This is a genomic window from Streptomyces sp. BBFR2 (assembly GCF_044497305.1).
Lineage (GTDB): Bacteria > Actinomycetota > Actinomycetes > Streptomycetales > Streptomycetaceae > Streptomyces.
On the sequence record NZ_CP172415.1, the window covers coordinates 370,308 to 396,274 of the forward strand.

22 protein-coding genes are annotated in these 25,967 nt (G+C 72.8%); 10 read left to right on the top strand and 12 right to left on the bottom strand.

Annotation, left to right across the window (positions count from 1 at the left end; translation table 11 throughout):
- Nucleotides 1-2 precede the first annotated feature (2 nt).
- Nucleotides 3-656: a hypothetical protein gene (locus tag ACGH2B_RS01320; protein WP_399082673.1), complete on the top strand. Its 654-nt coding sequence runs from the start codon at nucleotides 3-5 to the stop codon at nucleotides 654-656.
- A gap of 88 nt (nucleotides 657-744) precedes the next feature.
- Here ACGH2B_RS01320 and ACGH2B_RS01325 read toward each other — a convergent pair whose 3' ends face one another.
- Together ACGH2B_RS01325 and ACGH2B_RS01330 are read right to left on the bottom strand one after the other, a co-directional pair.
- Nucleotides 745-1,422 carry a response regulator gene (locus tag ACGH2B_RS01325; RefSeq protein WP_399082676.1) on the bottom strand — a complete coding sequence of 226 codons (678 nt, stop codon included), beginning with the start codon at nucleotides 1,420-1,422 and terminating at the stop codon, nucleotides 745-747.
- A gap of 8 nt (nucleotides 1,423-1,430) precedes the next feature.
- Complete coding sequence (locus ACGH2B_RS01330; RefSeq protein WP_399082679.1) at nucleotides 1,431-2,609, bottom strand: sensor histidine kinase; 1,179 nt, start codon at nucleotides 2,607-2,609, stop codon at nucleotides 1,431-1,433.
- A 239-nt stretch (nucleotides 2,610-2,848) separates the two neighbouring features.
- On the opposite strand from ACGH2B_RS01330, the gene ACGH2B_RS01335 reads away from it, so the two are divergent.
- Nucleotides 2,849-4,330 (top strand): alpha/beta hydrolase, encoded by a 1,482-nt coding sequence (locus ACGH2B_RS01335; protein ID WP_399082682.1) that lies wholly within the window; start codon nucleotides 2,849-2,851, stop codon nucleotides 4,328-4,330.
- A 19-nt stretch (nucleotides 4,331-4,349) separates the two neighbouring features.
- Here ACGH2B_RS01335 and rutA read toward each other — a convergent pair whose 3' ends face one another.
- The 3 genes from rutA to ACGH2B_RS01350 all read right to left on the bottom strand — a co-directional run bounded on the left by rutA (nucleotide 4,350) and on the right by ACGH2B_RS01350 (nucleotide 9,061).
- Nucleotides 4,350-5,432 carry a pyrimidine utilization protein A gene (gene rutA, locus ACGH2B_RS01340; protein ID WP_399082685.1) on the bottom strand — a complete coding sequence of 361 codons (1,083 nt, stop codon included), beginning with the start codon at nucleotides 5,430-5,432 and terminating at the stop codon, nucleotides 4,350-4,352.
- 217 nt (nucleotides 5,433-5,649) lie between these two features.
- Nucleotides 5,650-7,590, bottom strand: coding sequence for a glycoside hydrolase family 5 protein (locus ACGH2B_RS01345; RefSeq protein WP_399082688.1), 1,941 nt, complete (start codon nucleotides 7,588-7,590; stop codon nucleotides 5,650-5,652).
- A gap of 868 nt (nucleotides 7,591-8,458) precedes the next feature.
- Complete coding sequence (locus tag ACGH2B_RS01350) at nucleotides 8,459-9,061, bottom strand: ABATE domain-containing protein (protein ID WP_399082691.1); 603 nt, start codon at nucleotides 9,059-9,061, stop codon at nucleotides 8,459-8,461.
- Between the two features lie 82 nt (nucleotides 9,062-9,143).
- Here ACGH2B_RS01350 and ACGH2B_RS01355 point away from each other — a divergent pair, with 82 nt between their 5' ends.
- From ACGH2B_RS01355 to ACGH2B_RS01365, 3 genes are all read left to right on the top strand, one after another.
- Nucleotides 9,144-9,956: an MBL fold metallo-hydrolase gene (locus ACGH2B_RS01355; protein ID WP_399082694.1), complete on the top strand. Its 813-nt coding sequence runs from the start codon at nucleotides 9,144-9,146 to the stop codon at nucleotides 9,954-9,956.
- A 122-nt stretch (nucleotides 9,957-10,078) separates the two neighbouring features.
- Nucleotides 10,079-11,164 carry an LLM class flavin-dependent oxidoreductase gene (locus tag ACGH2B_RS01360; protein ID WP_399082697.1) on the top strand — a complete coding sequence of 362 codons (1,086 nt, stop codon included), beginning with the start codon at nucleotides 10,079-10,081 and terminating at the stop codon, nucleotides 11,162-11,164.
- A 466-nt stretch (nucleotides 11,165-11,630) separates the two neighbouring features.
- The gene (locus ACGH2B_RS01365; RefSeq protein WP_399082700.1) at nucleotides 11,631-13,472 is read left to right on the top strand and encodes an FAD-dependent oxidoreductase; all 1,842 of its coding nucleotides are present in this window, start codon (nucleotides 11,631-11,633) and stop codon (nucleotides 13,470-13,472) included.
- Nucleotides 13,473-13,686: 214 nt separating this feature from the next.
- Here ACGH2B_RS01365 and ACGH2B_RS01370 read toward each other — a convergent pair whose 3' ends face one another.
- The 3 genes from ACGH2B_RS01370 to ACGH2B_RS01380 form a co-directional block, all read right to left on the bottom strand.
- Nucleotides 13,687-14,124 carry a DUF2267 domain-containing protein gene (locus tag ACGH2B_RS01370; protein ID WP_399082703.1) on the bottom strand — a complete coding sequence of 146 codons (438 nt, stop codon included), beginning with the start codon at nucleotides 14,122-14,124 and terminating at the stop codon, nucleotides 13,687-13,689.
- 56 nt (nucleotides 14,125-14,180) lie between these two features.
- On the bottom strand, nucleotides 14,181-14,576 hold the full coding sequence (locus tag ACGH2B_RS01375) for a DUF2267 domain-containing protein (RefSeq protein WP_399082705.1): 396 nt from the start codon (nucleotides 14,574-14,576) through the stop codon (nucleotides 14,181-14,183).
- Between the two features lie 101 nt (nucleotides 14,577-14,677).
- Entirely contained in the window at nucleotides 14,678-15,109 is a 432-nt protein-coding gene (locus tag ACGH2B_RS01380; RefSeq protein ID WP_399082708.1) for an Hsp20/alpha crystallin family protein, read from the bottom strand.
- Nucleotides 15,110-15,237: 128 nt separating this feature from the next.
- On the opposite strand from ACGH2B_RS01380, the gene ACGH2B_RS01385 reads away from it, so the two are divergent.
- Together ACGH2B_RS01385 and ACGH2B_RS01390 are read left to right on the top strand one after the other, a co-directional pair.
- Nucleotides 15,238-15,870 (top strand): type III effector protein, encoded by a 633-nt coding sequence (locus ACGH2B_RS01385; RefSeq protein WP_399082711.1) that lies wholly within the window; start codon nucleotides 15,238-15,240, stop codon nucleotides 15,868-15,870.
- A 294-nt stretch (nucleotides 15,871-16,164) separates the two neighbouring features.
- Nucleotides 16,165-17,355: a cytochrome P450 gene (locus tag ACGH2B_RS01390; protein WP_399082714.1), complete on the top strand. Its 1,191-nt coding sequence runs from the start codon at nucleotides 16,165-16,167 to the stop codon at nucleotides 17,353-17,355.
- A 177-nt stretch (nucleotides 17,356-17,532) separates the two neighbouring features.
- Here the strand turns inward: ACGH2B_RS01390 and ACGH2B_RS01395 are convergent, their stop codons facing one another.
- The 4 genes from ACGH2B_RS01395 to ACGH2B_RS01410 all read right to left on the bottom strand — a co-directional run bounded on the left by ACGH2B_RS01395 (nucleotide 17,533) and on the right by ACGH2B_RS01410 (nucleotide 22,381).
- Nucleotides 17,533-18,399, bottom strand: coding sequence for a TauD/TfdA dioxygenase family protein (locus tag ACGH2B_RS01395; protein WP_399082717.1), 867 nt, complete (start codon nucleotides 18,397-18,399; stop codon nucleotides 17,533-17,535).
- Nucleotides 18,400-18,507: 108 nt separating this feature from the next.
- Nucleotides 18,508-19,566: a pyridoxal-phosphate dependent enzyme gene (locus ACGH2B_RS01400; RefSeq protein WP_399082719.1), complete on the bottom strand. Its 1,059-nt coding sequence runs from the start codon at nucleotides 19,564-19,566 to the stop codon at nucleotides 18,508-18,510.
- Complete coding sequence (locus tag ACGH2B_RS01405; protein WP_399082722.1) at nucleotides 19,563-20,168, bottom strand: GNAT family N-acetyltransferase; 606 nt, start codon at nucleotides 20,166-20,168, stop codon at nucleotides 19,563-19,565. The genes ACGH2B_RS01400 and ACGH2B_RS01405 overlap by 4 nt, the downstream gene beginning before the upstream one ends.
- Nucleotides 20,169-20,980: 812 nt before the next feature.
- Complete coding sequence (locus ACGH2B_RS01410; RefSeq protein WP_399082725.1) at nucleotides 20,981-22,381, bottom strand: DEAD/DEAH box helicase; 1,401 nt, start codon at nucleotides 22,379-22,381, stop codon at nucleotides 20,981-20,983.
- 798 nt (nucleotides 22,382-23,179) lie between these two features.
- On the opposite strand from ACGH2B_RS01410, the gene ACGH2B_RS01415 reads away from it, so the two are divergent.
- From ACGH2B_RS01415 to ACGH2B_RS01425, 3 genes are read left to right on the top strand one after another with little or no spacing between them, the layout of a single operon-like run.
- Nucleotides 23,180-24,094, top strand: a complete 915-nt coding sequence (locus ACGH2B_RS01415; protein WP_399082728.1) for an ABC transporter permease — start codon at nucleotides 23,180-23,182, stop codon at nucleotides 24,092-24,094.
- Nucleotides 24,067-24,888 carry an ABC transporter ATP-binding protein gene (locus tag ACGH2B_RS01420; protein WP_399082731.1) on the top strand — a complete coding sequence of 274 codons (822 nt, stop codon included), beginning with the start codon at nucleotides 24,067-24,069 and terminating at the stop codon, nucleotides 24,886-24,888. The genes ACGH2B_RS01415 and ACGH2B_RS01420 overlap by 28 nt, the downstream gene beginning before the upstream one ends.
- A gap of 26 nt (nucleotides 24,889-24,914) precedes the next feature.
- Nucleotides 24,915-25,967, top strand: coding sequence for an ABC transporter substrate-binding protein (locus ACGH2B_RS01425; protein WP_399082735.1), 1,053 nt, complete (start codon nucleotides 24,915-24,917; stop codon nucleotides 25,965-25,967).

Sequence of the window (25,967 nt, forward strand, 5' to 3'; positions counted from 1 at the left end):
ACATGCACCCCACCCCCCTGACCCCGGAGCGGGACGGCTGGCTCCGCACGCACTCGGCGCCGTTCCTCGAACCCGGGGAGACGCTGCGCGGCGCGCTCCCCGTACGGCTCGATCCGCTGGCCCCGGACACCGTCCCGAAGCGTCACCGCCGGCCCGAGGCCGCGGCGGAGAAGAAGGCCCGGTTCACCGGGTGGCAGCGGATCTTCCTGCCGGTGTCCTTCGTGATGTGGCTGTGCTCCCTGCCCGCCGGTCTGCTGGAGGCCGGCGCCCGCCGCACCTGGCGCGGCATCCGGCGGATCTTCCGGGGCCGGGTGTGGGACGGCGGCTGGGAGAGCGCCGCGGGCCGCTTCGTCATCGACGCCCGCACCGGCACGGCGGACGTCGCCGGGTACGGCAACACCCGGCTGGCGCTGGCCGTCACCGACCGGCGGCTGTTGCTGCTGAGCGAACCGGCGGAGCCGGAGCGGGAGGCGGCGCGGCTCCTCGGCACGGTCCCGTACGGCGGCTACGGCCCGCGGGCCGACCCCCACCCGCGGCGCCACCGTGCCCGGGTGGACCTCGCCTTCACCGACGGCTCCTGGCTGGCGCTGGAGGTACCCGACCGCCGTCAGGTGACGTGGCTGGGCGAGCTGTTGGGGCCGGTTCGGCGGGGCTGAGGCACGTCCCCGGAGCCCCGCCCGGCGTGCGCCGTCCCCTCGGTGGGCGGTGGGGCTTCCGCGGACACGTCCCGGGGCCTCCGGCCGGTCATTCCTCCGCGTCGCGGACCAGGAGGGCGATCTGCACCCGGTTGGCGACCGCGAGTTTCGCGAAGAGGCTGCCCGTGTGCGCCTTGACGGTCGCGACGCTGATCCGCAGCCGCTCGGCGATCTCCGGGTTGCCCAGACCGTCCGCGATACCCCGGGCGGTCTCGCGCTCCCGTCCGGTCAGGGTGGCGAGCCGTTTCCGCGCGGCGTCGCGGGCCGCGTCGCGGGCGTCGGAGCGCTGCGGTCCGGTGGCCGCGGCGATCACCCGCGCCGTGGCCGCCGGGGACAGCGCCGGGCTCCCGTCCGCGACCGTCCGGACCGCGTCGATGATCCGCTGCGGCGGGGTGTCCTTGAGGACGAACCCGAGCGCACCGGCCCGCAGGGCGCCGAGCACCAGATCGTCGGAGTCGAAGGTGGTCAGCACGAGGACCCGCGGTGGCGCCGGCCTGGCGAGGAGTTCCCGGGTCGCGCTGAGACCGTCCCGGCCGGGCATCCGCACGTCCATCAGCACGATGTCCGGCCGCTGTTCCGCCACGACGGTGAGCGCGGCGTCCCCGTCGGCCGCCTCCGCGACGACCGTCAGGTCCGGTTCGCGGTCGAGGACGAGGCGCAGCGCCATCCGCACCAACTGATCGTCGTCGACGACGACGAGGCGTACCGGCTTCCGCTCGGACTCCACCGATGTCCTCATTCCGTCGTTCCACCGTCCCGCCGTGGCCAGGGCAGGTGTGCGGTGAGGAGATAGCCGTCTCCGGGCGCGGGGCGGTGGTCGAGCATGCCGCCGGCGAGAGTGACGCGTTCGGCGAGGCCGAGCAGGCCGAACCCGGAGGCGGGTGGCCGGGCGGCTGTCGCGGCGGGCGGGGAATTGCGGACGCTGACGTGCAGCCCGTCGCCGGCCGCTCCTTCGAGGACGACGTCCACACGGGTGCCCGGGGCGTGCTTCGCGGCGTTGGTCAGCCCTTCCTGGACGACCCGGTAGCAGGTGCGTCCGACGGCCCCCGCCGGGCCGCCCGCCACCGTGGTGGTCAGCCTGGCGTCCAGCCCGGCCGCGCGGGCGTCCGCCACCAGCCCGGGGAGGCCGTCGAGCGAGGGCGGTGGCGACTGCGGGCCGTCCGGGTCGGCCCGGAGCACGCCGAGGACGTCCCGCAGTTCCTCCAGCGCCTGCCGGGAGCCGTCGGCGATACCGCGGATCAGCACGCGGTTCTCCTCGGCGGTGAGGTCGCCGCGGTGGTCCAGCGCTCCTGCCTGCATGGCGACCAGCGAGATCCGGTGGGCGAGCACATCGTGCATCTCGCGGGCGATCCGGTTGCGCTCCAGGGCCCGTGCCTGCGCCGCCCGCGCGCGCTGTTCCCGTTCCGCGCTCTCCGCCCGGTCCCGCAGGGACCGCACCTCCGCCCGGCGCGCGCCGATCGCCGTGCCCACGGCCACCGCGATACCCGCGGTCAGCGCCGGGAACACGAGGAGCCACAGCGTGCCGGGCGGACTCCCGACCGGGTAGAGCCCGGCGGCGAACTGTGAGGCGATCACATAGGCCGGTACAACGGCCCCGGTCTCCGCCGGGCGGCGGCGGGTGGCGACCGAGCACAGTGCCAGCAGCGCGGCGCCGGTGGCGAGCGTCGACGCGGTCGAGGCGACCGCGACCGTCAGGGCGACGGCGCGGGGGAACCGCCGCCGCCACAGAAGCGCCGTCAGACAGCCGAGCGCCACCAGCGGATCGCCGGTGACGAACCAGGGCCCCGGCACGAGGGCCTGCCACCGCAGCAGCACACCGGTCTGGAGCCAGACCGTCAGTCCCAGTGCCGCGGCGGCCGCCAGCCGCCATGTCTGCTGCCATCCGCCGAGCGGCGGCGCGCCGTCCGTGTTCATCGGATCAGTATCACGGGCCGGCGCGACCGGTACCTCGGACCAGGGGCCGAGACGTCCTGGACCGGAGGAGGATCACCTCTTCGACTCAGGTCGTAGACGGTCCGGCCGCCGGGCCGATGTACCGGCGGCGCCGCGGGGACAGACTCGTCGGCGTACCGGAGCCACCGGCTCATCAGGCGCCGACAGGCAGGGTTTTCCCGCCTGTCCGGGCATGCCCACCCGTCTTCAGGAGGACAAAGATGCGCAGGAAGACCCTGTCCGTCGCCGTCGCCGCCACCGCCGTGGCCGCGACCACGATTCCGGGATCATCGGTGGCGGCGGTGGCGGAACCGCGGGCGGCGACGCCGGACACCGTGCGGTGGGCCCCGTGTCAGAAGAAGGCCGCCCCGTCCCCGTCCCGCCTGGAGTGCGCGACGCTCGACGTACCGCTGGACTACCGGGACCCCGGCGGCCGGCAGATCGAGATCGCGATCTCCCGGGTGGCGAGCGGGAAGCCGTCGCAGCGCCGCGGTGTGCTGCTGACCAACCCGGGCGGTCCCGGCGTCACAGGACTCGGCTACCCGGCCGTCCTCGCCGCCCTGGGCATGCCGCGGAAAGTGCTGGACTCCTACGACGTGATCGGCTTCGACCCTCGGGGCGTCGGCCGCAGCACACCGGTGACCTGCGATCTGACACCGCGGCAGCAGAGCCGCGGCAACCTCCCGCCGTACGCGCACACCGCGGCCGACGTCGTGCGGGAGGCGAGGAACGCACGGGCCGTCGCCCGGCAGTGCGCCACCTCGCGGACGGCGTCGCTGCTGCCGCACCTCACCACCGCGAACACCGCACGCGACATGGACCGCATCCGGGCGGCGCTGGGCGAGCCGGAACTCTCGTACCTCGGTGGCTCCTACGGCAGTTACCTCGGGGCGGTGTACACGACGATGTTCCCGGGGCGCAGCGACCGGATCGTGCTCGACAGCAACCTGGGCCCCGGCGGCTACGACGTGACGGCCATGCGGTTGTTCGGCCGCGGGATGGAGGACCGGTTCCCGGACTTCGCGGCGTTCGCGGCCGCGCACCCCGCGTACGGTCTGGGCACCACACCGCGGCAGGTGAGGGCGGAGTTCTTCGAGCTCGCCGAGCGGCTGGAGGCGAAACCGGTCCACGGCGTCGACGGGACGCTGTTCCGCGGGTACACGTTCGACCGGCTCTACAGCGACGCGAACATGCCACGGCTGGCCGAGATGTGGCAGGCGCTCGACACGGGCCGGAAGCCGCCGCTCGACCCGCCGATGGCGGACATGGAGAACCTCATGGCCGCGCGTCTTGCGGTGATATGCGGCGATGCGCGCTGGCCGAGGACGATCCGGCGGTACCAGCACGACGTCGCGGTCGACCGGCGGAAGTACCCGATGCTGGGCGGCTCCTCGGCCGGTATCGGCCCGTGCGCGTTCTGGCCGGGCGAGCAGGCCGAGCCGCCGGTGCGCATCGGCGACCGGGGCCCGTCGGACATCCTCATGGCCCAGAACGAACGCGACCCCGGCACGCCCTTGGCCGGCGCGCGGAAACTGCGGCAGGCGCTCGGGCGGCGGGCCACGATGGTGACGGCGGACCAGGGCGGCCACGGCGTCTATCCGTTCGGCGCCAACACATGCGCCAACGACGCGGTGACGGCGTTCTTGACCACCGGGAAGCGCCCCTCGCGGGACCTCGCCTGCCCGGCGGAACCGGGCAGGTAGCGGCGGCGCTCCCGGTACGTCACGGTCTTCCGGCGCGCCCCGACCGGGATCGCATCAGCGGCTGCACCCGCGTCCCGAAGTTCTCGATCCCTTCGAGGAAGTCGTCGAAGACCAGCATGATCCCGGTGGTGCCGGGCACCTCGGCGATCTCGTCCAGCATCCTCGCGACGGTCGCGAAGGAGCCGACGAGCGTGCCCATGTTGAAGTTCACGGCGCCCTCGGGCAGTGCGATCGTCCGGGCGGTGGCCGACGCGTCGTCCGTGGCGTCGGCGGCGGTCTCCCCCGACATGTAGGCCAGCGCCGCGTGGTCGGCGTGATCGTGGTAGTCCCGCCACTTCGCGCGCGCGGCCTCGTCGGTCTCGTCCGCGATGACCATGAACAGCGTCAGTGCGCCGACGTCGCGGCCGGTCCGCCGGGTCTCGTTCCGCAGCGCGGCGGTGGTGCCCGCGAGGGCGCGCGGGGTGTTGACGCCGCTCCCCAGGACGAAGTTGTGGTCGGCGTGCTCGGCGGCGAACCGCATGCCGGTGCTGCTCTGCCCCGCGGCGACGATGTCGAGGTGGCCGCCGGCCGGGCGCGGGGACAGCACACAGCCGTCCATCGTGTAGAACGCCCCCGTGAAGTCGCTGACGCCCTCGCGCCACAGTTCCTTCAGCACGGTGACGTACTCGGCGGCCCGGTCGTAACGGTTGCCGAAATGCGCGTCCCCGGGCCAGAGGCCCATCTGCGTGTACTCACCGGGCGCCCAGCCGGTGACGATGTTGAGCCCGAACCGTCCGGGGGCGATGGAGTCGACCGTGACCGCCATCCGGGCGGCGATCGCCGGCGGCAGGACGAGGATCGGCACCGAGGCGTACAGCTTGATCCGTTCCGTCACCGCCGCCAGACCGGCCGTCAACGTGAACGACTCCAGGGCGTGGTCCCAGAACTCCGTCTCCCCGCCGAACCCCTTGAGCTTGATCATCGACAGGGCGAAGTCGAACCCGTGCTCCTCGGCCTCCCGCACCACCGCCTTGTTCAACTCGAAGGTCGGCAGGTACTGCGGCGCACTCTTCGAGATGAGCCAGCCGTTGTTGCCGATGGGGAGGAAAACACCGATGTCCATGCCGCTCCTGAACGGGTCCGGGGTCGTGCGGAGGTCCTTCCCGGGCCGGAGGTGCGGACACCTGCCGGCAGGGCGGTGACCCTTGCGGGGCCTTCCTCCGGTACGGGGCGGAGCCGACCGGGCACGCGGGACCGGGGCCTCCCGAGCCGCCCTGTCCGGCAGCGGCGACCGGCTGGCCGGAGCGGACTGACTGCCCTGACCAGCCGGTACGGGGAACTCAGCCCAGCCCCCGGCACAGCAGCGCCGCCGGCCGCCCCTGCTGGACGGACTTCCAGGTCATGGCGACGCCGGCGAGGTATTCGTTGTCGGCGCACTGGCCCTTGTAGTCGTTCTCGGCCCAGTCGCTGCCCTGGGCGCCGCCGGTGGCGGGGCGGTTGTCGGACTTGTCGAACCAGAGGGTGCGGCCCTCGGTGGGCAGCGGGGCGGCGGAGGGGGCGCAGAGGAGGGCGGCCATGGCGGGGCCCTTCTTGGCGTAGCCGACCGCGAAGCTGTTGGCGGGGCACTGGAGTTTGTCGTAGCCGGTGGCCCAGTCCTGCTGCACGTAGCGGTCGTCGGTGACGCGTTCCCAGTCGCCCGCCGCCTTGCGCGGTGCGGCGGCGTCGGTGCACAGGCCGCGGCCGTGGTGGTGGCTGAGGCCGATCAGGCGCTCGGTGTCGGGGCAGTTGCCCTTGGAGTGGCCCGGGCTCCAGTCCGCCTTCGCGAGCATGGTGCGGGAGAGGTTCCAGTCGCCGTGATCGGTGTAGACGGTGTTCCAGTGGTTCACCGGGGCGATGGGGCCGCTCTTGGCGGGGGCGTTGACCAGCTTGTTCCAGTCGGTGGCCCGCCAGTCGCCGCCATCCTCGACGCCGAGCCGTTTTCCGGAGGAGTCGTACGACAGGAGTGCCCAGGTGTCGTTGGGGGTGCCCTTGTCGTCGCTCCAGCCGACCAGCGGCCACTGCGCGAAGTCGGTGTCGTTCTTCACCAGGATGTCGGTGAAGTTCTTGAACCAGGTCTGTTCCTCGGCGTCGGTGGAGCCGCGTCCGCCGGCGCCGAACTCGCTGACCCAGACCGGGGCGGTGAAGTGCTTGCCCTCCTCGGTGACGAACAGGCCCTCGTCGCGCACGACCTCGGCGAGCTTCTCGGGGGTGAAGTCCTGGTAGCGCGGGTCGTCGGTGGAGCCCGGCCCGCTGCCCGCACCGGAGTTGGCGGGTCCGGTGTAGCCGTAGAAGTGCACCGCGTAGACGAGTTTGCCCGAGTCGATCAGGGTGTGGGAGAGGGTGCGGACCGGTTTGAGGTCCGGGCGCTGGTGGGGGAAGCCGGCGGCGGGGATGCCCTGCCAGTTGATGCCCTCCATGATGATCAGCATGTCGGGGTCGGCCTGGAGGATCTTGTTCCCGGCCTGCTCGAAGGCGGTGTACTCGTCGTGGTCGTCGCCCATGCCCCAGTTGGCGTCGTCCCAGGTGTCGCGGCGGACCTCGTTGCGCAGGTCGGCGCCGACCACGCGTTTGTCGTCACGGTAGCGCTCGGTCATGAACACCCAGTCGTCGATCCACTGCTGGGTCGACTGGCCGCTGTTCCAGCGTTCGTTGCCGTCCAGACCGCAGCAGAAGCGGTAGCTGGTGGTGTGGTTGTTGAGGATCACCGCGAAGCCGTCGGCGGTCAGCGCCTCGACGACGGCGTCGAACACCTCCAGCGGCGTCTTCCCCTTGAGCCGCGGGTTGGCGGTGACGGCGGCGTCCGGTACGGCGCTCTTGTCGTGCACCATCGCGTTGGCGAACGGCAGCCGGACGCTGTTGATGCCGAGGCGGTGGAAGTCGGCGAGGATCCGGGCGATCGGGGTGCGGTCCAGACCGAGGGGGATGTTGTTCGACTTCTGGTGCGCCTGGTGGTTCGCCACGTCGTCGGCGTCGCCGCTGCCCGTGTACGTGCCCTGGGCGCCCGCCCAGTTACCGGCCTTGAGCTTGAAGCGGTCGCCGTCGGCGTCGACGATGTACCGGCCCCGGGTGCTGAGCGGGCCGGTCCACGAGGCGGCGAGGCCGTCGCCCGTCGAGGTGGCGGGGGACGTGGCGGATGCGGTGCCCGGAGCCGCGGCGGCTCCGGGGACGGCCGCGGTCACGGCCAGCAGTACGGCGGCGAGCAGCGCCGGTATGCCTCGCGCGGCGGACCTGACGGTTCTCATGGAGCCCTCCGGTGGTGGGGGGTGTGAGGGGCAGGGCGGTACGGGCCCGGCCGCTTCACCTGCCGACCCGCGGGTCCTCGGCCGGCCGTGGACGACGGGAGGCGGCGGGAAGAAGGGCCAGGTGGGGCCCACCGTCCTTTCCTGGAGCGGCAGTTGGCGCATCACCGTACACGGCGGTCCGGCCGGCCGCACCACCTGACCGGCGGCCCGTCCCCCCGCGAGGGCCCGCGGCTCCGGCCCCGCCGGTCCGTGCGGCGCGGGCCGGGCGCCGGGACGCTCCGGCCTCTTGGCAGCCGTGGTGCCAGGTGCGCCGTGCGCCGGGCCGCCGACGGCGCCCACGCGGTGGCCACCGACCGCACCCCGGCCACCTCGGTACCGTCCGTCCGGGCGGCCGGCGAGAGCCGCGGCATCGGTGGCGCGGCGGTGCCCCTGGCCGAGGGCGAACCGGCCGGGCTCACGGCCGCGGGCCCGGCTCGGCGGTGCGGCGGCGGCGACACCTTGACGCCTCGCCACGGCGCCGCGGTCCGGCGGCCTCGCGTTCCCCGCCACGTCGGCCTGTCAACCCACCCCCGAGCCAGGGAGTTTGACGAGCAGTCACCACCACACACCGATGCGAGCCCTCCGGAAGAAGCCCTGCTCTCCTACAGCCCGGGCGCGAAGCTACGGCGTACGCCGAGACCGCCGCGACAAGCGGCATCGGCCGTCACGTACCGGCCCCCGGAACGCACTCGCCTGGGGCGCCGCCGATGCCGTCATGGCGGTGGGCGGCGGCCGACGTGTCCGCGCCGACAACGCGTCGGGGGCTGCGGCAGGCCCTGCTGCGCCGGGACGGTGCTGCCGTGTCCTGCCGGGCGGCTGTGCGGCGCCGTCAGTCCGCCGCGGTGCGGCGGGCGTAGGCGCGGGCGGCGCGGGCGCGGTCGCCACAGCGGGTGGAGCACCACTGGCGGCGGCCGTACTTGAGCAGGAAGCGGTTGCAGGGCGGGGAGGCGCAGGCGGTCAGGCGGGCGGCGTCGGGGGCGGTGAGCAGGTCGGCGGCGTCGGCCGCGATGACCGCCAGGGCGTGCTCGACGATCGCGGTGGTCGGGTGGGGTGCGGCGCGGTAGGGGCCGGTCTTCTCGTCCCACAGCAGCAGGGATGCGGTGGGCACGCGGGTCATCGCGTCGTTGACCGCCGTGACGGCGGCGGGCAGGGCGGGCTGCCGGGCGACCCGGGAGGCCAGTAGCGACCTGACCTGTTCGCGCAGAGAACGGAGCTGCGTGGCACAGACCTCCGCCAGACCGGCGTCGTCCGGGGCGAGGTCGCGCCGCGCCAGCCACCGCTCGGCCTGTGCCGGGGTTCCCAGGAGGTCGGCCGTGTGCCCGCCGGGCAGCGCGACGGCACTGTTGGCCAGGGCCAGGGCGGGGTGCTCCGCCTCACCCGGCGCCGACGGCAGGGCGGCTTCTTCCGTCACGAACTCTTCCACGCTTCTCATGGTACAGGTTGCATCTTTCCGTGAGGCATGAGTACAGTCGATTCACGGTTAACGAGCAATCTATCCGTGAGGAAATCTCATCATGTCTTCTCCGACCCCGCAGACCACCCCATTCCCCGTCCGCGTCTTCGGTGGCCCGACCGCCCTCTTCGAGTACGGCGGTCTGCGCTTTCTCACCGACCCGACCTTCGACGGCCCCGGCGACTACTCCAGGCCCGGTCGCCCGACCCTGACCAAGACCACCTCCTCCTCCACCACCACCTCTGCCGAGCTCGGCCCCATCGACGTGGTCCTGCTCTCGCACGACGAGCACGCCGACAACCTCGACACCTCCGGCCGGGCCCTCCTCCCCGGCGTCCCGCTGACCCTGACCACCCCCGGCGGCGGGGAGCGCCTGGGCGAGACGCTGGGGGAGCGGGCCAAGGGCCTGGCCGACTGGGAGTCCGTCGAGCTCGAGCGCCAGGACGGCGGACCCGGCACGGTCACCGTGACCGGCGTGCCCGCCATCCACGGTCCCGGCCCGCGCGAGGAGGTCGAAGCGAACACCGGCCAGGTCGTCGGCTTCGTCCTGACCGGCGAGGGCCTGCCCACCGTCTACGTCAGCGGCGACAACGCCTCCCTCGACGCGGTGCGGGAGATCGCCGAGCGCTTCGCCCCGGTCAGCACCGCGCTCCTCTTCGCCGGAGCGCCCCGCTTCCCCGAGGTCTTCGACGGTGAGTGCATTGTCCTGGACAGCGCCCAGGCGGCAGAGGCCGCGAAGATCCTCGACGCCGGCCGCGTGGTCCCCGTCCACTACGACAGCTGGGCCCACTTCACCGAGGGCCGCGATGACCTGGTCGCCGCCTTCGCCGCCGCCGGTCTCACCGACCGCGTCGACTTCGGCGTCCGCGGCTGATCCGACGTACGCCGGGTACGCGGGGCGGGCGCCGGCCGGCGGAGGCCCACCGCGGCTGCCGGCCGGCGCCCCTCCCCGCGCACCGCGCACCTCGAAACCGAAGGACGAAGGACCGCACGACCATGACCGACCCCATCCGCGGCACCCGCCACGGCTCCGCCCCCGCCCCACTGTCCGTACTGGACTCCGCCATGACCGGCACCGGCCGGACCGCCGCAGAGTCGCTGGCCGGCAGCATCGCACTCGCCCGCCTCGCCGACCGGCGCGGCTTCACCCGCTACTGGATGAACGAGCACCACGCCATGCCCGGCGTCTCCACCTCCAGCCCGCCCGTCCTGCTCGCCCGGCTCACCGCGGAGACCAGCAGGCTGCGGCTCGGCGCGGGCGGAATCATGCTGCCCAACCACCCGCCGCTGGCCGTCGCCGAACAGTTCGGCATGCTGGGCGCCCTCGCCCCCGGCCGCATCGACCTGGGCCTGGGCCGCGCCCCCGGCACCGACCACGCCACGGCCGCCGCCCTGCGCCGCGGCGCGAGCGGCGCCGAGGACTTCCCCCAGCAGGTCGCCGAACTGCTGCACTTCCTCGGCGACGACTTCCCGGCCGACCACCCCTACGCCGACCGCGTCTACGCCGTCCCGGGCCCCGCCCAGGACCGGCACAACGGCCTCACCCCGCCCGCCGGCCGCCTGCCGGTGTGGCTGCTCGGCTCCTCCGGCTACTCGGCGCAGCTCGCCGCCCGGCTCGGCCTGCCGTTCGCCTTCGCCGCGCACTTCAACCCGCGCGATGTGGTGGCCGCCCTGCGGCTGTACCGCGAGCGGTTCACGCCGTCCGAGGCCCTGGCCGAGCCGTACGCGCTGGTCAGCTTCACCGTCGCGGCAGCCGAGGACGCACGGGAGGCCCGCCGGCAGGCCGGCACCCTCGCGCACGCCATGCTCCGCATGTTCCAGCGCAAGTCCTACCTGCTGCCGTCCCCCGAGGAAGTGGACGCCTACACCTACGACGCCCAGGAACGCCAGGCCGTCGAAAGCTGGCTGGACCACGTCCCGCACGGCACCCCCGAGCAGGTCACCGCCCACCTCAACCAGGTCCAGCGGGACTCCGGCGCCGACGAGCTCATGATCGGCAGCGTCGGCCACTCCGTCCGGGCCAGGCTGCGCTCCACCGAGCTGATCGCCGACGCCTACGACATGCCCGGCAGCCCGCACTGATCCGGGACGGGCGGCGGCCCCCGCCCGGCAACCCACCGGCCCGGCCCGGAAGAACGGCCCCCATGGCCCACCCGCACCCACCCGTGGGACTGCCTGGCCGTGCGCTGTCCGCTCCAGTCCCCTCCCCGGGAGGTGACCACCCTGCTCGGCCACCACCGCGAGGGCGACCGGACCGCCGCCCGCACGCTGCTCACCGAGACCACCGGCAGCCGTGACGACGCCGGCTTCGCCAACCGGCCGACCGCCTGCGCGGCGGGGAACCGCGACGCCGCCACGCGCGCGCAGCACCACCCCGGGGACCGGCCACCACCCTCGCCGACCGGCCCCCGGACAGGACCCGATGGCCGAACCACCGCCCTTGCGCGAACGCCCCCAAGCCGCTCTCTCCCCGTATTTGTGAGAATACTGTGAGTGACGACGGGTAAGCCTTCCGGCCCCCGGACGCCCTCTCTACGCTCCGGTACCCATGACAACGGAACACGCGCACGCGCAGCAGTCCGAGGGACGCGACGGACACAGCCGCAGACGCTTCCTGGCGGCGACCGGAGGAGCCGTCGCCACCCTCGTCGGCGGAGCGGCGGTCGGCACCGCGGGAGCCGCCGGCAGCGCGGCCGCCGCCCCCGCCGGCAAGCGCGTCGCCGTCCTCGGCGGCGGGGTCTCCGGCCTCAGCGCCGCCCACGAACTCGCCGAACGCGGCTACGCCGTCACGGTCTACGAGTACTACGACACCCTCGGCGGCAAGGCCCGCTCGATGGACGTCCCCGGGACCGCGGCCGGCGGCCGCGAACCGCTCCCCGGCGAACACGGCTTCCGCTTCTTCCCCGGCTTCTACCGGAACCTGCCGGACACCCTGCGCCGCATCCCCTTCCCCGGCAACGCCAACGGCGTCCACGACAATCTCCGCAGCGGCACGGAGGCGCTGTTCGCCCGCGGCGCGGGCCGCCCGGACCTGCACTTCCCGCTGCGCCGGATCACCACACCGCCCGCCCTCGGCGACCTCACCCCGTCCTGGCTGCGCGATCAGATCCTCTCCGTGCTGGACCTCGCCACCCACCTGCCCGCCCACGAGGCCGCCTACTTCGCGGGCCGCCTCCTGGTCCACCTGACCAGTTGCGACGCCCGCCGCGAGGGCCAGTGGGAGGACGTCACCTGGTGGAACTTCATCCGGGCCGGCGAGATGAGCCGCGAGTACCAGGTGCTCCTCGGCATCGGCCAGACCCGCAACCTCGTCGCCACCCGCGCCGAGATCGCCTCCACCCGCACCGTCGGCCGCGTCATCATCGAAGCGCTCCTCCTGTGGGGCCTGCTCGGCCGCGGCATGGACGACGGCGCGGACATCGACCGGGTCCTGAACGCCCCGACCAGCGAGGCGTGGATCGACCCCTGGGAGACCCATCTGCGCTCCCTGGGCGTCGAGTTCGCCCTGGGCACCGAGGTCCGGGAGGTGCTGTACGACGGCGGCCGGGTCACCGGCGTACGGGTGGCGCCGCGCGACGGCGGCCGCCCGCGCACCGTCACCGCCGACCATTACGTGTCCGCCCTCCCCGTCGAGCACGCCCGCGCCACCTGGGGCCCGGCCCTGCGCGCCGCCGACCCGCAGCTCGGGCGGTGCGACGCGCTGAAGACGGACTGGATGACCGGCGTGATGTTCTACCTCCGCACCCCCACCCCCGTCGTCCGCGGACACATCAACTGCCTCGACTCCCCCTGGGCGGTCACCGCGATCGGCCAGGCACAGTTCTGGGACGGCCGGGACTTCGCCCGGGACTACGGGGACGGCCGGGCCCGCGAATGCCTGTCCACGATCATCTCCGAGTGGGACAAGCCCGGCATCCTGTACGGCAAGACGGCCCGCGAGTGCACCAAGGACGAGATCGTCGCCGAACTGTGGGCCCAACTGAAGGACGGGCTGAACGACTCCGGCAAGACCACGCTCAGGGACGAGGACCGCCTCGGCTGGTTCATGGACCCGGCCGTGACAGGTCTCGGCGGCCCCCGCCCGCACAACCGCGAACAGCTCCTCATCCACCCCACCGGCACCCTCCGCCACCGCCCGTCGGCGAGAACCGCGGTCCCGAACTTCTTCCTCGCGGGCGATTACGTCCGCACCGACGTCGACCTGGCGACCATGGAAGGCGCCAACGAATCCGCCCGGCGCGCCGTCAACGCGCTGCTGGACGCGGACGGTTCGGGCGCCGAGCGGTGTCACATCCACGAGCTGTACCGGCCACCGGAGCTGGAGCCCCTGAAGCGGGTCGACGAGGCGCGCTACCGCCTGGGGCTGCCCAACACCTTCGATCTCGGATAGGCCCGGACCCTCGCTCCCGGCAGGGCCCGGTGTCCGGGGGGGCGCCGGGCCCGGACGACCGGAGCGGCGGGCCGCGGCCGTCGCTCCGCCCGGCGCCCGGCGCACCCCGTGCGTGTCCGCGACGGCGCTCGGGCCGGAATCCGAATCCCGGCACGAGACCGGGCGTGACCAGGGCGCGACGACCGCGACGCAGCGGTCGTCGCGCCCGTCGCCGCTACGCGGCCGGGGTGAGTTCGGCGCGGCCGAACAGCAGGGCGTAGCCGGTGGGGAGCTGGCGGAGGATGCGGGTGATCAGGTCGGGGCCGGCGTAGGCGGCGACGGCGGAGAAGACGGAGCCGGTGTCCCAGCGCGTGGTGGCCAGGGTGGCGCCGGTGCGGGTGGCGAGGTCTTTGACGAAGGCCCAGCCGGTCAGCGGTCGGGTGTCGGGGATCTGCGCGGTCAGCACGCGTGCGGCTTCGAAGGGCAGGCAGCCGGCCAGGTCGACGCGTTCGTCGCCGGTCAGTTGGCGCCCCAGTCCGGCGAGAACCAGACGGACGGCTCCGTCGGCTTTCTCGCGGGTGGGGTAGGCGCCGTCGTAGCGGACCTTCTCCAGCATCTGCTCGTATGCCGTTCCGTACGGCTGCCGGGGCGGTGCGGGCCGGTCGGAGATCACTGGGGTGGTTGCCTTTCTTGCTGGGGCCGGTGTCCGGGCACCGGCGTGCGGGATGGTCAGACGGGCTGGGGGCGGCCGAACAGCAGGTCGTAACCGGCGGGGAGCTGGATCAGGATCTGGCTCAGCAGATCCTCGCCGGCGGCGTCGGCGGCGGTGGACAGCACGGCGCTGACGTCCCAGGCCGCGGTCCGCTCGGTGGCGCCCTCGATCCACGCGGCGGTCGCGCGGACGAACCGCTCCGGGGACAGCGGCTCGGCGCTCTGCAGCGGGTTGAGCAGAATCAGGGCGAACGCCTCGGGCAGGCGCGCCGCCAGCTCGGCCCGGACCTCGCCGACCAGGTGTGCGCCGAGGAGGGCGAGCACCACACGGGCCGCGCGCTCGGCTTCCTCCACGGTGTCGTACTCACCGCGTTCCTTCACATGACCGAGGAACGCTTCGCGTCGCAGAGTCATCTCGACCGCCACCCCTTCTTCTTCGGATCGCCCACGGGGTGCGGGAGGCGGGGGTGAGGGGGAGATCAGGAGCCCCGCCCTCCGCACCCGTCCGGCCGGTGTCAGCCGGAGATCTCCTTGCGGCCGGAGCCGACGCCGATGGAGATCTTGCGGGGCTTGGCGCGCTCGGCGATCGGGATGCGCAGGGTGAGCACGCCCGCGTCGTAGTCGGCCTGGATGTGCTCGGTGTCGAGGGTGTCGGCGAGCACGATCTGGCGGGAGAAGACGCCCAGCGGCCGCTCGGACAGCTCCATCTGCACGTCGTCGGCCTTCGCCGCCGGCCGCCGCTCGGCCTTGACGGTCAGCATGTTCCGCTCGACGTCGATGTCGATCGCGTCCGCGGGGACGCCCGGAAGGTCGAAGGCCACCACATACTCGTCGCCCTCGCGGTAGGCGTCCATCGGCATCGCCGACGGCCGGGACCAGGTGCCCGGGCCCATCAGTTGCTGCGCCAGCCGGTCCAGCTCACGGAAGGGATCAGTGCGCATCAACATCGTGAAAACACCTCCAGCGGGTTCAGGCAGTTGCTGCCAATGCGCCTCACTGAGACCGTTGTAACATGTCATCCGATGGATGACAAACGCGATGTCATCCATGCGACGACAGTACGAAGGAGGTGCCCGTGACCACAGCCGACCAACCGCCCACGACCAGCACGAACGCCCACAGTCCGGCCTCATTCCTCGCCGCCGCGGCGGCCCTCGACGCCATAGACGACGCCCTGCGCGACGCCCAGCAGAAGTCCCCGGACACCCCGAATACGCCCGGCCCCGGCGCCGAACAGGCGCTGGCCTCCCTGATGCTGCTGCGGCAGGTGCGCGAGCGGCTCGCCGGATGGGAGACCGGCCTGATCGAAACGGCCCGGGACGCGGGAGCCAGTTGGGCGGATCTCGCCCCTCCCCTCGGCGTCGCCAGCCGCCAGGCCGCCGAACGCCGCTATCTGCGCGGCCGTCCCGGCCCGGCCGGGACCACCGGCGAGCAACGCGTCACGGCCACCCGCCAGGCCCGGGCCGCCGAACGCACCACCGCCACCTGGGCCCGCGCCAACGCCGCCGACCTGCGCCGCCTCGCCGGTCAGATCACCGCTCTCACCGACCTTCCCCCGGCCGCCCGCCGCCCGCTCGGTGAGCTCCACGCGGCCCTCGCCCACGACGACCCCGCCGACCTCATCGCCCCCCTGACCGCCGCCCGTCCCCACCTGGCCGCCGCCCACCCCGACCTCGCCGCCCGGCTCGACACCCTCACACCCCCCTGAACCCGCCCGCTGCCCCGGCCTTCCGCCTGCGCCGTGCCCTCCCCTCGTACCGGGCCGCATCCGTCACCTCGTCCGGCGCGGCACGCAGCAAGGCGGCCAGCCGCAGCCGGATCGCCGGGGCCGGTCCATTCAGGCCACACGGAGCCGCACCACGTCCGCCTTCAGGAATCCGGCCGCCGGGGCGCCGCTCGCCCGCCCCTGGCAGACCCGCTCACGCCTTGTCAGAAGTCTTGACGGCCGCACCGGTTCTCCGTTCCGTTCCTGCCGGCCCCGGCCTGCTGGGAACCTGGAGCCATGAGTGATGATCCGATGACGGACCCGGCCTCGCTACGGGACCCCTATCCGGCGTACGCCGCGCTGCGCGCGGAGTGTCCGGTGCGGCGGGTGCCGGCCGGGCCGGGTGGGCGCGGCAGTTATCTGGTGACGGGTTTCGAGGAGGCGCGGGAGGCTCTCGCCGATCCGCGGCTGTCGAAGGACACCGCGGCGTTCTTCGCGGGGAAGGAGTCGCCGCGCCGCCTCCACCCGGCCGTCGCGCGGAGCATGCTGGCCACCGACCCGCCGGCCCACACCCGGCTGCGCAAGCTGGTGACGGGCTCGTTCACCACGCGCGCGGTGGAGGAGCTGCGGCCGTTCATCGCCAGGACCACCGACGCGCTGCTGGACCGGTGGCCCGCCGAAGGCCCGGTCGACCTCGTCGCGGAGCTGGCGGTGCCGCTCCCCGTCATCGTGATCTGCGAGCTGCTCGGGGTTCCGGAGCCGGACCGCGCGGAGGTCCGCAGGTGGTCCGGTGAGCTGTTCGCCTCCGGGGCGCCCGCCGTCATCGACGCCGCCTCGCACTCCCTGGCCGGCTACATGACGGAACTGATCGCCGCCAAGCGCTCCCGGCCGGGGAACGCACTGCTCGACCGCCTCGTCTCGGCCCGCGACGGGGACGACCGGCTCTCCGAGGAGGAGCTGGTCTCCCTGGGCGTACTCCTGCTGGTCGCCGGCCACGAGACGACGGCGAACTTCCTCGGCAACGCCGTCCTGGCCCTGCTCCGCAACCCGTCGGCCCTGCGCCACCTGCGCCGCGCCCCCGACGGGATCGCCGCGGCGCTGGATGAGTTGCTCCGGTACGACTCGCCCGTCGGCACCGCCACGTTCCGGTTCACCACCGAAGCCGTCACGCTCGGCGGCGTCCGCATCCCCGCGGGCGAGCCGGTGCTGGTCGCCCTCGGTGCCGCCAACCGCGATCCGGAGCGCTGGCCCGCGCCGGACGAGCTGGATCTCGGCCGGAGCGCCGCCGGTCATCTGGGCTTCGGGCACGGCGTCCACCGGTGCGTCGGGGCGCCCCTCGCCGGGGCGGAGGCGGACATCGCGCTCCGGAAGCTCCTCACCCGGTTCCCCGGCATCCGGCTCGCGGTCCCGGACGCGCAGCTCACCTGGCGAAAAACCCGCCTGGTGAGGGGGCTGGCGGCGCTGCCGGTCCTGCTGTCTCCCGCCTGACGACCGCGGCGCGGCAGGCACGCCGAGGCCGGGCCGCGTACGGTCCTGGCCGCCGCGCCGCACGGACCGGCAGCGCGCCCCGGCGCCGCCCCGTGGCTGCGGAGTCCGACCGGGCTCCGGCATCGGGAGTCTCGGTGGTCTCCGCGGAACGGGGGGCACCGGGGCGCCGCCGGCGGGTCAGATGGTGAGGAAGGGCTTCTCCCCGGCGATGTTCATGCGGTGCATCAGCCGCTCGTGCGGGAAGTAATCGGCCACCGCGAGGTGCTGGGTGCAGCGGTTGTCCCAGACCAGGAGGTCACCGGTGGCCCAGCGGTGGCGGTAGATGATCTCGTTGGTCTCGATGTGCCGGTACAGGAGTTCCAGGATCGCCCGGCTCTCGGCGTCGGTCACCCCGTTGATCCGCGTCACGTACGGGTGGGAGAGGTAGAGAGCCTTCTTCCCGGTGACCGGATGGGTCCGTACCAGGGGGTGGTCCATGGGCGGGTGGTCGGCGAACTGCTTGTCCGGGTCGATGCCCTGCTTCCGGAGCGAGCGCTGGAGGTTGGCGTAGTCCGGACCGAACGCCTTGCGTACGTCGTGGACCGCGGTGAGCTGGAGCACCAGCTCCTGCACGGGCGCGGAGAGCGTCTCGAAGGCGAGGTACATGTTGGAGTACAGGGTGTCGCCGCCGACCTCGGGGGTCGTTTTGGCGTACAGCACGGTGCCGAGCGGGGGCTCCGCCCAGCCGCTGTTGTCGGTGTGCCAGTCGTTGAGCCCCGGCGGCTTCTGCTCGTTGTTGTGGAGCACCATGCACTCGGGGTGGCCGGGCAGCGTCATGTTCAGCAGATGGCTGTGCTCAAGCAGGTCACCGAACCGGCCGGCGAAGCGTTTCTGCTGCTCAACGGTGAGATCCTGGCCCGGTAAAACCAGCACGTTGTACCGGTGGAAGGCGTCGTGGATGATCTGCCACGCCTCGTCGGTGAGATCCTGCGACAGATCGACGTCGAGGACCCGCGCGCCGATGGCCGGGCTGACCGGCACGACGGTCGGAAGGGAACGGCTCATATCTCTTCGAACCTTGCCTTTCTGGAGAGTTGCGTCTCGGTCCGGACGGACGGGACCCGGCCGTTCGCCGGGCCCGGAACCGCGGGAGTCGCCCCAGGGGCCTGGGTGCTATCCCGCGGGGAGGGCGGCCGCCGCCTCCCGGGGCGCGGCGGGCGCGAGCCCCGGCTCCGTGGAGGTGGTGAAGGTGCGCAGCAGCACGGCGGGATCGATCACACCGCCGCTGACGATGGCGCACGGCCGGCTCCAGCCGTGCGCCGGGGCGTACTTCCGCAGGGCGGCGTACGCGGCCGCACCCGCCCCCTCGCAGACGATCTTGTCGGTGAACGCCAGGGACGACAGCGCGTCCCCGATCTCCTGCGGCGTCACGGTGAAGACCCCGGCCAGCATGGACTTGACCCGGTGGAACTGGAAGGGAAGGACGAAGCTGGCGCCGATGCCGTCGACGAAACTGTGCTCGTACGGCACATCCGTGGGGTGGCCCGCCCGCAGGGACGCGGTCAGAGGGGCGCCCGTGCTGACCTCCACGGCGTATACCGGCACGGTGCTGCCGGCCTCGCGCAGGAACGAGGCGAGGCTGTAGACGAGGTTGCCGCCGCCGTACGGGACCAGGAGCGCGTCGATGGACGGCTGGTCCTCCAGGATCTCCCGCGCGATGGTGGCGATACCCAGCGAGGCGTAGGCGTTGCTCTCGGAGGAGAGGAAGAAGCCGGGGTGCCCGGGGTAGCGCGAGCTGACCATCGTCTGCCGCCAGGTGGGGTACGGGACCTCGACGATCTGCGATTTGGGGTTGTAGTGGTAGATCTGCCGGCGCTTGGCGGCCGCGATGGACTCCGGCACCACGACGGTGTATTCGAGGCCCAGTTCCGCGGTGGCGTGGGCGAGCCCCTGCGCGAAGTTTCCCGAGCTGCAGGTCACCACTCCGTGGTCTTGGATGTGGCGCCACACCTCGGGCCGGAACCTGCGGTAGCCGTGGAGCGCGCTCAGCGCCCCTCTGACCTTGAAGGAGTCGGTGACCTGGAGGTTCTCGCACTTGAGGTACACCTCGGCCGAGCTGGGCGCCTTGGAGCGCAGCAGGGGTGTGTGCCGGATGTGCGGGCCGATGAGCTGGTGGATCTCCCTGACGGCCTCGGGGGAAAAGGTGACCTCGGGAGCCGGGGAGTCCGTCACGGCAACTCCACCGTCGGGTAGCTGAATTCCTCGGTCAGGCCGAGGCGGCGGGCTATCGCCTTGCTCGCCTGCTTGTGCTCGGAGAAGGTCATGACGGACCGCAGCCCCCTCTCCGTACCCCAGCGGCTGACGTGCGCCGCCAGCGCCGTGGCCAGTCCCCGGCCGCGGTGGTCCGGGTGGGTGTGGAAGCCCAGTTCGATCAGGTCCCCGCCGATGACGCCGTGGGCGTCCGCCGCGATCCGCCCGTCGCGGTGGAGGGCGAACCCGATGCCGTGCGCGGCGTAGTCGGCCGCGGAGCCGAAGATGCTGCGGGCCATCGGCGAGTCGAGCCGGTCGAAGGTCGCACCGTCGACAGCGGCGAGTTCGTACCCGTCCGGGAATTCCACCGGGGGCGCGATCCAGTTCGGCGAGGACGGCTGCCCCCATTGCAGACGCCGGGCCGGTGTGAAGCCGGCGTCCACCGCCCGCGCGTCGGCGCCGGGCTCGGGCGGATGGATGAGTTGGACCGCTCCATCCCCCTGGAGCAGGTCGTACGCGGTACGGAAGAAGTCCGGGGAGAGCGTTCCGGCCGCGAAGCAGAAGGGCGATGCGGTGGCGATCAAGCACGCCACGGGGGTGCCCTGACCGGGATCCGCCCAGACGCGGCCCGGTATCTTCCCGTGCAGGACAGCACGCACAAAAGCCAGATTCGGGTACGAAGGCCCGAATAACGGCTCGACGCGCGCGCGGTCCCGCCTCTCTAACTTGACCAGCACTGCGTGGTCCGCCTTTCTCAAAAAAACTAGACAGATTCCGTATATCGCTTTTAGCGCCACAAAGGCTCTGATAGCCGGTTGGCGAGATCGAGCGTGACTCACGAAGGCGGGCCACGACAGGACGTATCCAGCCACAGTCATCGCACACTGCCCGAATCGCCGTCTTCCGGCTGTGATCCCCCACACCACCCGGAAGCCCCGGGGCACACCGGCGAGCGCCCCGAAGCTCCGTCCCCCGCAAGGCGGTTGACCGCCGCCCCGTCCGCCCCACAAGGTCGGCCAATCCCCATGAAGGAACACGTACAGCAGGGGCGCCAGGTTCCCGCTTTCACCGAAAGCTTTGGCCTTACCTTGTACTTCGAGTGAGATTCTGCGGGTGAGCGTCAACCTGCGGGTGTCCGGGCGGTGTCGGGCCGGAGAGCGTCAACCGGCCGGGCGGCTACGGAAGGACGCGGGCCCGCCGTCATCTCGCGGGCCCGCCGTTATCTCGCGGGCCCGCCGTTATCTCGCGGGCCCGCCGTGACCACGCGGAGAGCGCCGACGACGGTTCCGGCCACCTGTCCCGCGCACGCATCGTGACGGTGGGCGCGGGACAGGGCGGGGCCGCAAGCCTCACGGGGACACAGCGTCAGGATTCCGCGGCCCCGGAGGCAGCGCCCTCAGTGGCCGCGTCGGACCCGGGCCGCCTTGCGGGCCTCGGCGAGCTTGCGGGCCTCGTTCGCCTTACGGGACGACTTGCCGCCGGCGCCGCGGGAGCCGCTCTTTCCGGTGCCCAGGCCGCGGAAGGGCACGTTGGTGTTCTTGGGGCGGGGAGCGGCGGGCCCGCCGTCGAGCGGGGTGCCGGAGGGGGTCTTGGCGCCGGTGATCCGGCTCAGCTCCGCCTCGCCCGAGCGCACCTTGGTGACCGCCGGTTCGATACCGGCCTCGGTCATCAGCCGGATCGTCTCCCGGCGCTGCCCCGGGAGCACCAGCGTGACGACGCTGCCGGACTCACCGGCCCGGGCGGTGCGGCCCGCGCGGTGGACGTAGTCCTTGGGGTCGGTGGGCGGATCGACGTTCACCACGAGATCGAGGGCGTCGACGTGCAGACCACGGGCGGCGACATTGGTCGCCACCAGGACGGTGACCTGGCCGTTCTTGAACTGTGCGAGGGTCCGTGTGCGCTGCGGCTGGGACTTTCCGCTGTGCAGGGCCGCGGCGTGCACCCCGCTGGCCCGCAGATGCCGGGTGAGCTGGTCGACGGCGTGCTTGGTGTCGAGGAACAGCAGGACGCGGCCGTCGCGGGCGGCGATCTCCGTGGTGACGGCATAGCGGTCGGGACCGTGGACGACCAGCACATGGTGGTCGAGCGTCGTGACCGCGCCCGCGGACGGGTCGACGGAGTGGACGACCGGGTCGTGGAGGTGGTCGCGGACCAGCCGGTCGACGTCGCCGTCCAAGGTGGCCGAGAACAGCATCCGCTGCCCGTCGGGGCGCACCTGGTCGAGCACCTCGGTGACCTGCGGCAGGAAGCCCATGTCACACATCTGGTCGGCCTCGTCGAGGACGGTGATCCGCACCCGTCCCAGGCGGCAGGCCCGGCGCTCGATGAGGTCGTGCAGGCGGCCGGGCGTGGCGACGACGACCTCGGCGCCGTCCCGCATCGCGGCGACCTGCCGGCCGATCGACATCCCGCCGACGACCGTGGCCATCCGCAGGCGGAGCGCGTCGGCGTACGGCGCGAGCGCCTCGGTCACCTGCTGGGCCAGCTCCCGGGTGGGCACCAGGACCAGGGCGAGGGGCTGCTTCGGCTCCGCGCGCCGCCCCGCCGTCCGGACGAGCAGCGGCAGGCCGAAGGCGAGCGTCTTGCCCGATCCCGTGCGCCCGCGTCCCAGGACGTCGCGTCCCGCGAGGCCGCTGGGCAGTGTGGCCGCCTGGATCGGGAACGGCCGGCGTACGCCGCGTCCGGTGAGTGTGCGCAGCACCTCGGCCGGAAGTTCCAGGTCGGCGAAGGTGGCCGGGGGCGCCGCCGGGGCGGGGCCGTCGCCGGTCGGAGCGCCGAGGTGGTCCGGGTGGTTCATGAAGAGCCTTCCGCAGAGGGACATACCGAGGAAGGCCCGGCAGGAGTGAGGTCCGCCGGTGAACGGGGCGAACCACGCGCACGCGGTCGCCGGCCGTCACGGCCGTCCAAATATTTGAGACTAACACAAAGCGACAATTCGCCCCGGGGCGGTGGTCACGCCGCACCCGTCCCCGTACCACCTCCCGGCGGCGCGCGAAGCGCCGCGCGCCCCGGACCGGGGGCCGGTGTTCCCCGGAAGGCCTCCGGCGACACCTGGAAATCCCGCAATGTGTCCGCAATAAATATCCATCTGCCGAGACGACGATTGACCCGTTCCGGAAAGCGCGGATACGTTCGGCGACATGTTGACGCCAGCCTTGCTCACGACGCGTGGTCACATCGACCTGCTGCGAGTGACCTCTGCCGCGTGTCGTCGCGGCGGCATGCGGGGCTGTGCGATGCGGTGTTGCCGCGGTGGCGGATTCGCCCCCGGTTACGCCTTCTGACGCCCCGTCGGCGCCGTACGTGAACTGACCGCCGGAAAGCGTCACAAGAATCCACCCGCATTCCTTCTCCGCTCCTCCCCTTTCTGCTTTCTTCGCCTCGTCTCGGTTCGCGACGCCGCGGGATTTCTCGCCCTGCGGCTCGGAGTTCACGCCCGGAATGCAGTGCCGGTGCGGCGTACAGAAATTCACCGTCGCGTACGGATCGCTCTCCCGCGATCACCGATGACAGCGGAGAGCGGCTTCCCCCCTTTTTTCTCAGGCGGGCCTTTCCGCAGGATCGGCGCCCGCCTCCCCCTCCCCTGGAGTTTTCGATGAGTCTCGACCTCGATCAGGCCGCCGCCGGACCGGCGCCACCCCGTGGAAACGGTGCGCCCGGGAGCGGAAAGGAGGCGGCGGCAGGGGCGGAACCCGCCGCACGGCAGGTCGAGTTGGAGCCGGTCGTGGCGGTGTCCGCGCGGCGGCTCGGGGTCCCGCGGTGGCTGCGGCGGGCGGTGGGACCGGTAACGCTGCTGGTCGTGTGGCAGGTGCTCAGTGCCACGGGGGCGCTCCAGGAGGATGTTCTCGCCTCGCCCGGCACCATCGCACGGACCGCCGCGGGGCTCGTGGCGGACGGGACGCTGCCGTCGGCGATGGCGGTGTCGTTGCAGCGGGTCGCGGTCGGACTGCTGATCGGCGGGGTCGCCGGAATCGTGCTGGCGCTGCTTTCCGGGCTCTCGCGGTTCGGGGAGGATCTGATCGACGCCACGGTGCAGATGCTGCGGTCCATTCCGTGGGTCGGTGTCATTCCGCTCTTCATCATCTGGCTGGGTATCGGCGAGGCGCCGAAGATCGCACTGATCGCGTTGGGCGTCGCCTTCCATCTGTATCTGAATGTGTACGCCGGAATCCGCGGCGTGGACGCGCAATTGGTGGAGGCGGGAACGTCGTTGGGGCTCGGGCGGTGGGGGCTCGTACGGCATGTGGTGCTGCCGGGGGCGTTGCCCGGCGCGATGACCGGGCTGCGGTATTCCCTGGCGACCGCCTGGCTGGCGCTGGTCTTCGGTGAGCAGGTGAACGCCGATGACGGTCTCGGATTTCTGATGAATCAGGCCCGGGAGTTCTTCCGCACCGATGTGATCGTGGTGTGCCTGGTGGTGTACGCGCTTCTCGGTCTGCTCGCCGACTTCCTCGTCCGCACTCTGGAAAGGCTGTTGCTGCAATGGCGACCGACATTCACCGGAAAGTGAGCCCCGGGAAAGGGGAGAACGGGCATCCGGCGGCCGTACGCGCCCGGGGACTGGTGCGGGAGTTCGGCGGACGGCGGGTCATCGACGAGCTGGAACTGACGCTGGAGCCGGGCGAGTTCGTGGCGCTGCTGGGCCGCAGCGGATGCGGGAAGTCCACGCTGCTGCGGGTGCTGGCGGGGCTCGACCGGGAGATCGGCGGCGAGGTGTGGGTGCCGCGCCGTAAGGCGGTGGCGTTCCAGGCGCCGCGGCTGATGCCGTGGAAGAAGGTGTGGCGCAATGTGCTGCTGGGGCTGGAGGGACGTCCGGAACGCGCCGTGGCGGAGCGGGCGTTGACGGAGGTCGGGCTCGGCCACCGGTCCGACGCCTGGCCGCGGACGCTCTCCGGCGGTGAGGCGCAGCGCGCCTCGCTGGCGCGGGCGCTGGTGCGGGAGCCGGATCTGCTGCTGCTCGACGAGCCGTTCGGCGCGCTGGACGCGCTGACCCGGATCACGGCGCAGCGGCTGGTCGCGGACGTGTGGCGGCAGCGGGGCTGCGCGGTGTTGCTGGTCACCCATGACGTGGACGAGGCGCTGCTGCTCGCGGACCGGGCGCTGGTGATGGACGGCGGCCGGATCGCGTACGAGACGCCGGTGGCGCTGCCCCGGCCGCGTACGCCCGCCGATCCCGCGTTCGCGGAGCTGCGCGCCCGGTTGCTGGACCGCCTCGGCGTGGCGGAGCAGGCCCGCGGCGGCGGGGACACGGCGCCCGTGGCCGCCGGGAAGGAGCCCGTCGCGGCGGGCGGGGCGGAGCGATGACGGTGGCGAGAGAACGGAACGGACGGATGAGAGCACGTGTACGGCGACTGGCCGCGCCCGCCCTGCTGGTGCCGCTCGCGGCGTTGCTGGCCGCCTGCGGCGGTGCGTCGCGGGCGGACGGCGCGGCGGGCGGGGCAGGCGGCGATGTCGACGGCAAGGGGTCGCTGACCCTCAACGTGGGTGATCAGAAAGGGGGTTCGGAGGCGATTCTGCGGGCCGCCGGAGAGCTGGACGACCTCACGTACAAGATCAAGTGGTCGACGTTCACGTCCGGGCCGCCGCTGCTGGAGGCGGTGAACGCCGGTGCCGTGGACATCGGCGGGGTGGGCAACACTCCCCCGGTGTTCGCCGCGGCGGCCAAGTCGAAGATCAAGGTCGTGGCCGGGGCGCACAGCCGTGCCGAGGGCGATGCGCTGCTGGTGCGGAAGGACTCGCCGCTGACGCGGACCACGCAGCTCAAGGGCGCGTCGATCGCGGTGGCGCAGGGCAGTTCGGCCCACTACCAACTGCTCGCGCAGCTACGGAAGGCCGGCCTCACGCCGAAGGACGTCACGCTGAACTACCTCCAGCCGGCCGACGCGCTGGCCGCGTTCACCCGCGGCAAGGTGGACGCCTGGGCGATCTGGGACCCGTACACCTCGCAGGCGCTGGATCAGGCCGGTGCGCGGGTACTCGCCACCGGGCAGGGCGTGGTCAACGGGCTGAGCTTCCAGGTGGCCGCGCCCGCCGCACTCGGCGACGCGAAGAAGGCGGCGGCGCTGAAGGACTACGTCGAGCGACTGCGCCGGGCGCAGGACTGGGTGTACGCGCACCCGGACGCCTGGGCGAAGGTGTGGGCGCGGGAGACCGGGATGCCGCGGAAGGTGGCGCTGGACGCGGTCAGGCGCACCCGGGGCACGGCCGTGCAGGTCGCCCTGGACAAGGCGGCCGTCGCCTCCGAGCAGCGGATCGTCGACGCCTTCGCCCGCGCGGGGCTGATCCCCCGCTCCTTCGACTTCGGGGAGTTCGTCGACCCCCGTTTCAACCGCGATCTGCCGCCTTCGGGTACGGCGCCGCGCTCCTACGGAAAGGCCCACTGA

What these genes read in the sequence shown, in the direction of transcription:
- ACGH2B_RS01320 (WP_399082673.1), top strand. Translation starts at nt 3, where the DNA reads ATGCACCCCACCCCCCTGACCCCGGAGCGGGACGGCTGGCTCCGCACG.
- ACGH2B_RS01330 (WP_399082679.1), bottom strand. Translation starts at nt 2,609, where the DNA reads ATGAACACGGACGGCGCGCCGCCGCTCGGCGGATGGCAGCAGACATGG.
- ACGH2B_RS01335 (WP_399082682.1), top strand. Translation starts at nt 2,849, where the DNA reads ATGCGCAGGAAGACCCTGTCCGTCGCCGTCGCCGCCACCGCCGTGGCC.
- rutA (WP_399082685.1), bottom strand. Translation starts at nt 5,432, where the DNA reads ATGGACATCGGTGTTTTCCTCCCCATCGGCAACAACGGCTGGCTCATC.
- ACGH2B_RS01345 (WP_399082688.1), bottom strand. Translation starts at nt 7,590, where the DNA reads ATGAGAACCGTCAGGTCCGCCGCGCGAGGCATACCGGCGCTGCTCGCC.
- ACGH2B_RS01350 (WP_399082691.1), bottom strand. Translation starts at nt 9,061, where the DNA reads ATGAGAAGCGTGGAAGAGTTCGTGACGGAAGAAGCCGCCCTGCCGTCG.
- ACGH2B_RS01355 (WP_399082694.1), top strand. Translation starts at nt 9,144, where the DNA reads ATGTCTTCTCCGACCCCGCAGACCACCCCATTCCCCGTCCGCGTCTTC.
- ACGH2B_RS01360 (WP_399082697.1), top strand. Translation starts at nt 10,079, where the DNA reads ATGACCGACCCCATCCGCGGCACCCGCCACGGCTCCGCCCCCGCCCCA.
- ACGH2B_RS01365 (WP_399082700.1), top strand. Translation starts at nt 11,631, where the DNA reads ATGACAACGGAACACGCGCACGCGCAGCAGTCCGAGGGACGCGACGGA.
- ACGH2B_RS01375 (WP_399082705.1), bottom strand. Translation starts at nt 14,576, where the DNA reads ATGACTCTGCGACGCGAAGCGTTCCTCGGTCATGTGAAGGAACGCGGT.
- ACGH2B_RS01380 (WP_399082708.1), bottom strand. Translation starts at nt 15,109, where the DNA reads ATGTTGATGCGCACTGATCCCTTCCGTGAGCTGGACCGGCTGGCGCAG.
- ACGH2B_RS01390 (WP_399082714.1), top strand. Translation starts at nt 16,165, where the DNA reads ATGAGTGATGATCCGATGACGGACCCGGCCTCGCTACGGGACCCCTAT.
- ACGH2B_RS01395 (WP_399082717.1), bottom strand. Translation starts at nt 18,399, where the DNA reads ATGAGCCGTTCCCTTCCGACCGTCGTGCCGGTCAGCCCGGCCATCGGC.
- ACGH2B_RS01410 (WP_399082725.1), bottom strand. Translation starts at nt 22,381, where the DNA reads ATGAACCACCCGGACCACCTCGGCGCTCCGACCGGCGACGGCCCCGCC.
- ACGH2B_RS01415 (WP_399082728.1), top strand. Translation starts at nt 23,180, where the DNA reads ATGAGTCTCGACCTCGATCAGGCCGCCGCCGGACCGGCGCCACCCCGT.
- ACGH2B_RS01420 (WP_399082731.1), top strand. Translation starts at nt 24,067, where the DNA reads ATGGCGACCGACATTCACCGGAAAGTGAGCCCCGGGAAAGGGGAGAAC.
- ACGH2B_RS01425 (WP_399082735.1), top strand. Translation starts at nt 24,915, where the DNA reads ATGAGAGCACGTGTACGGCGACTGGCCGCGCCCGCCCTGCTGGTGCCG.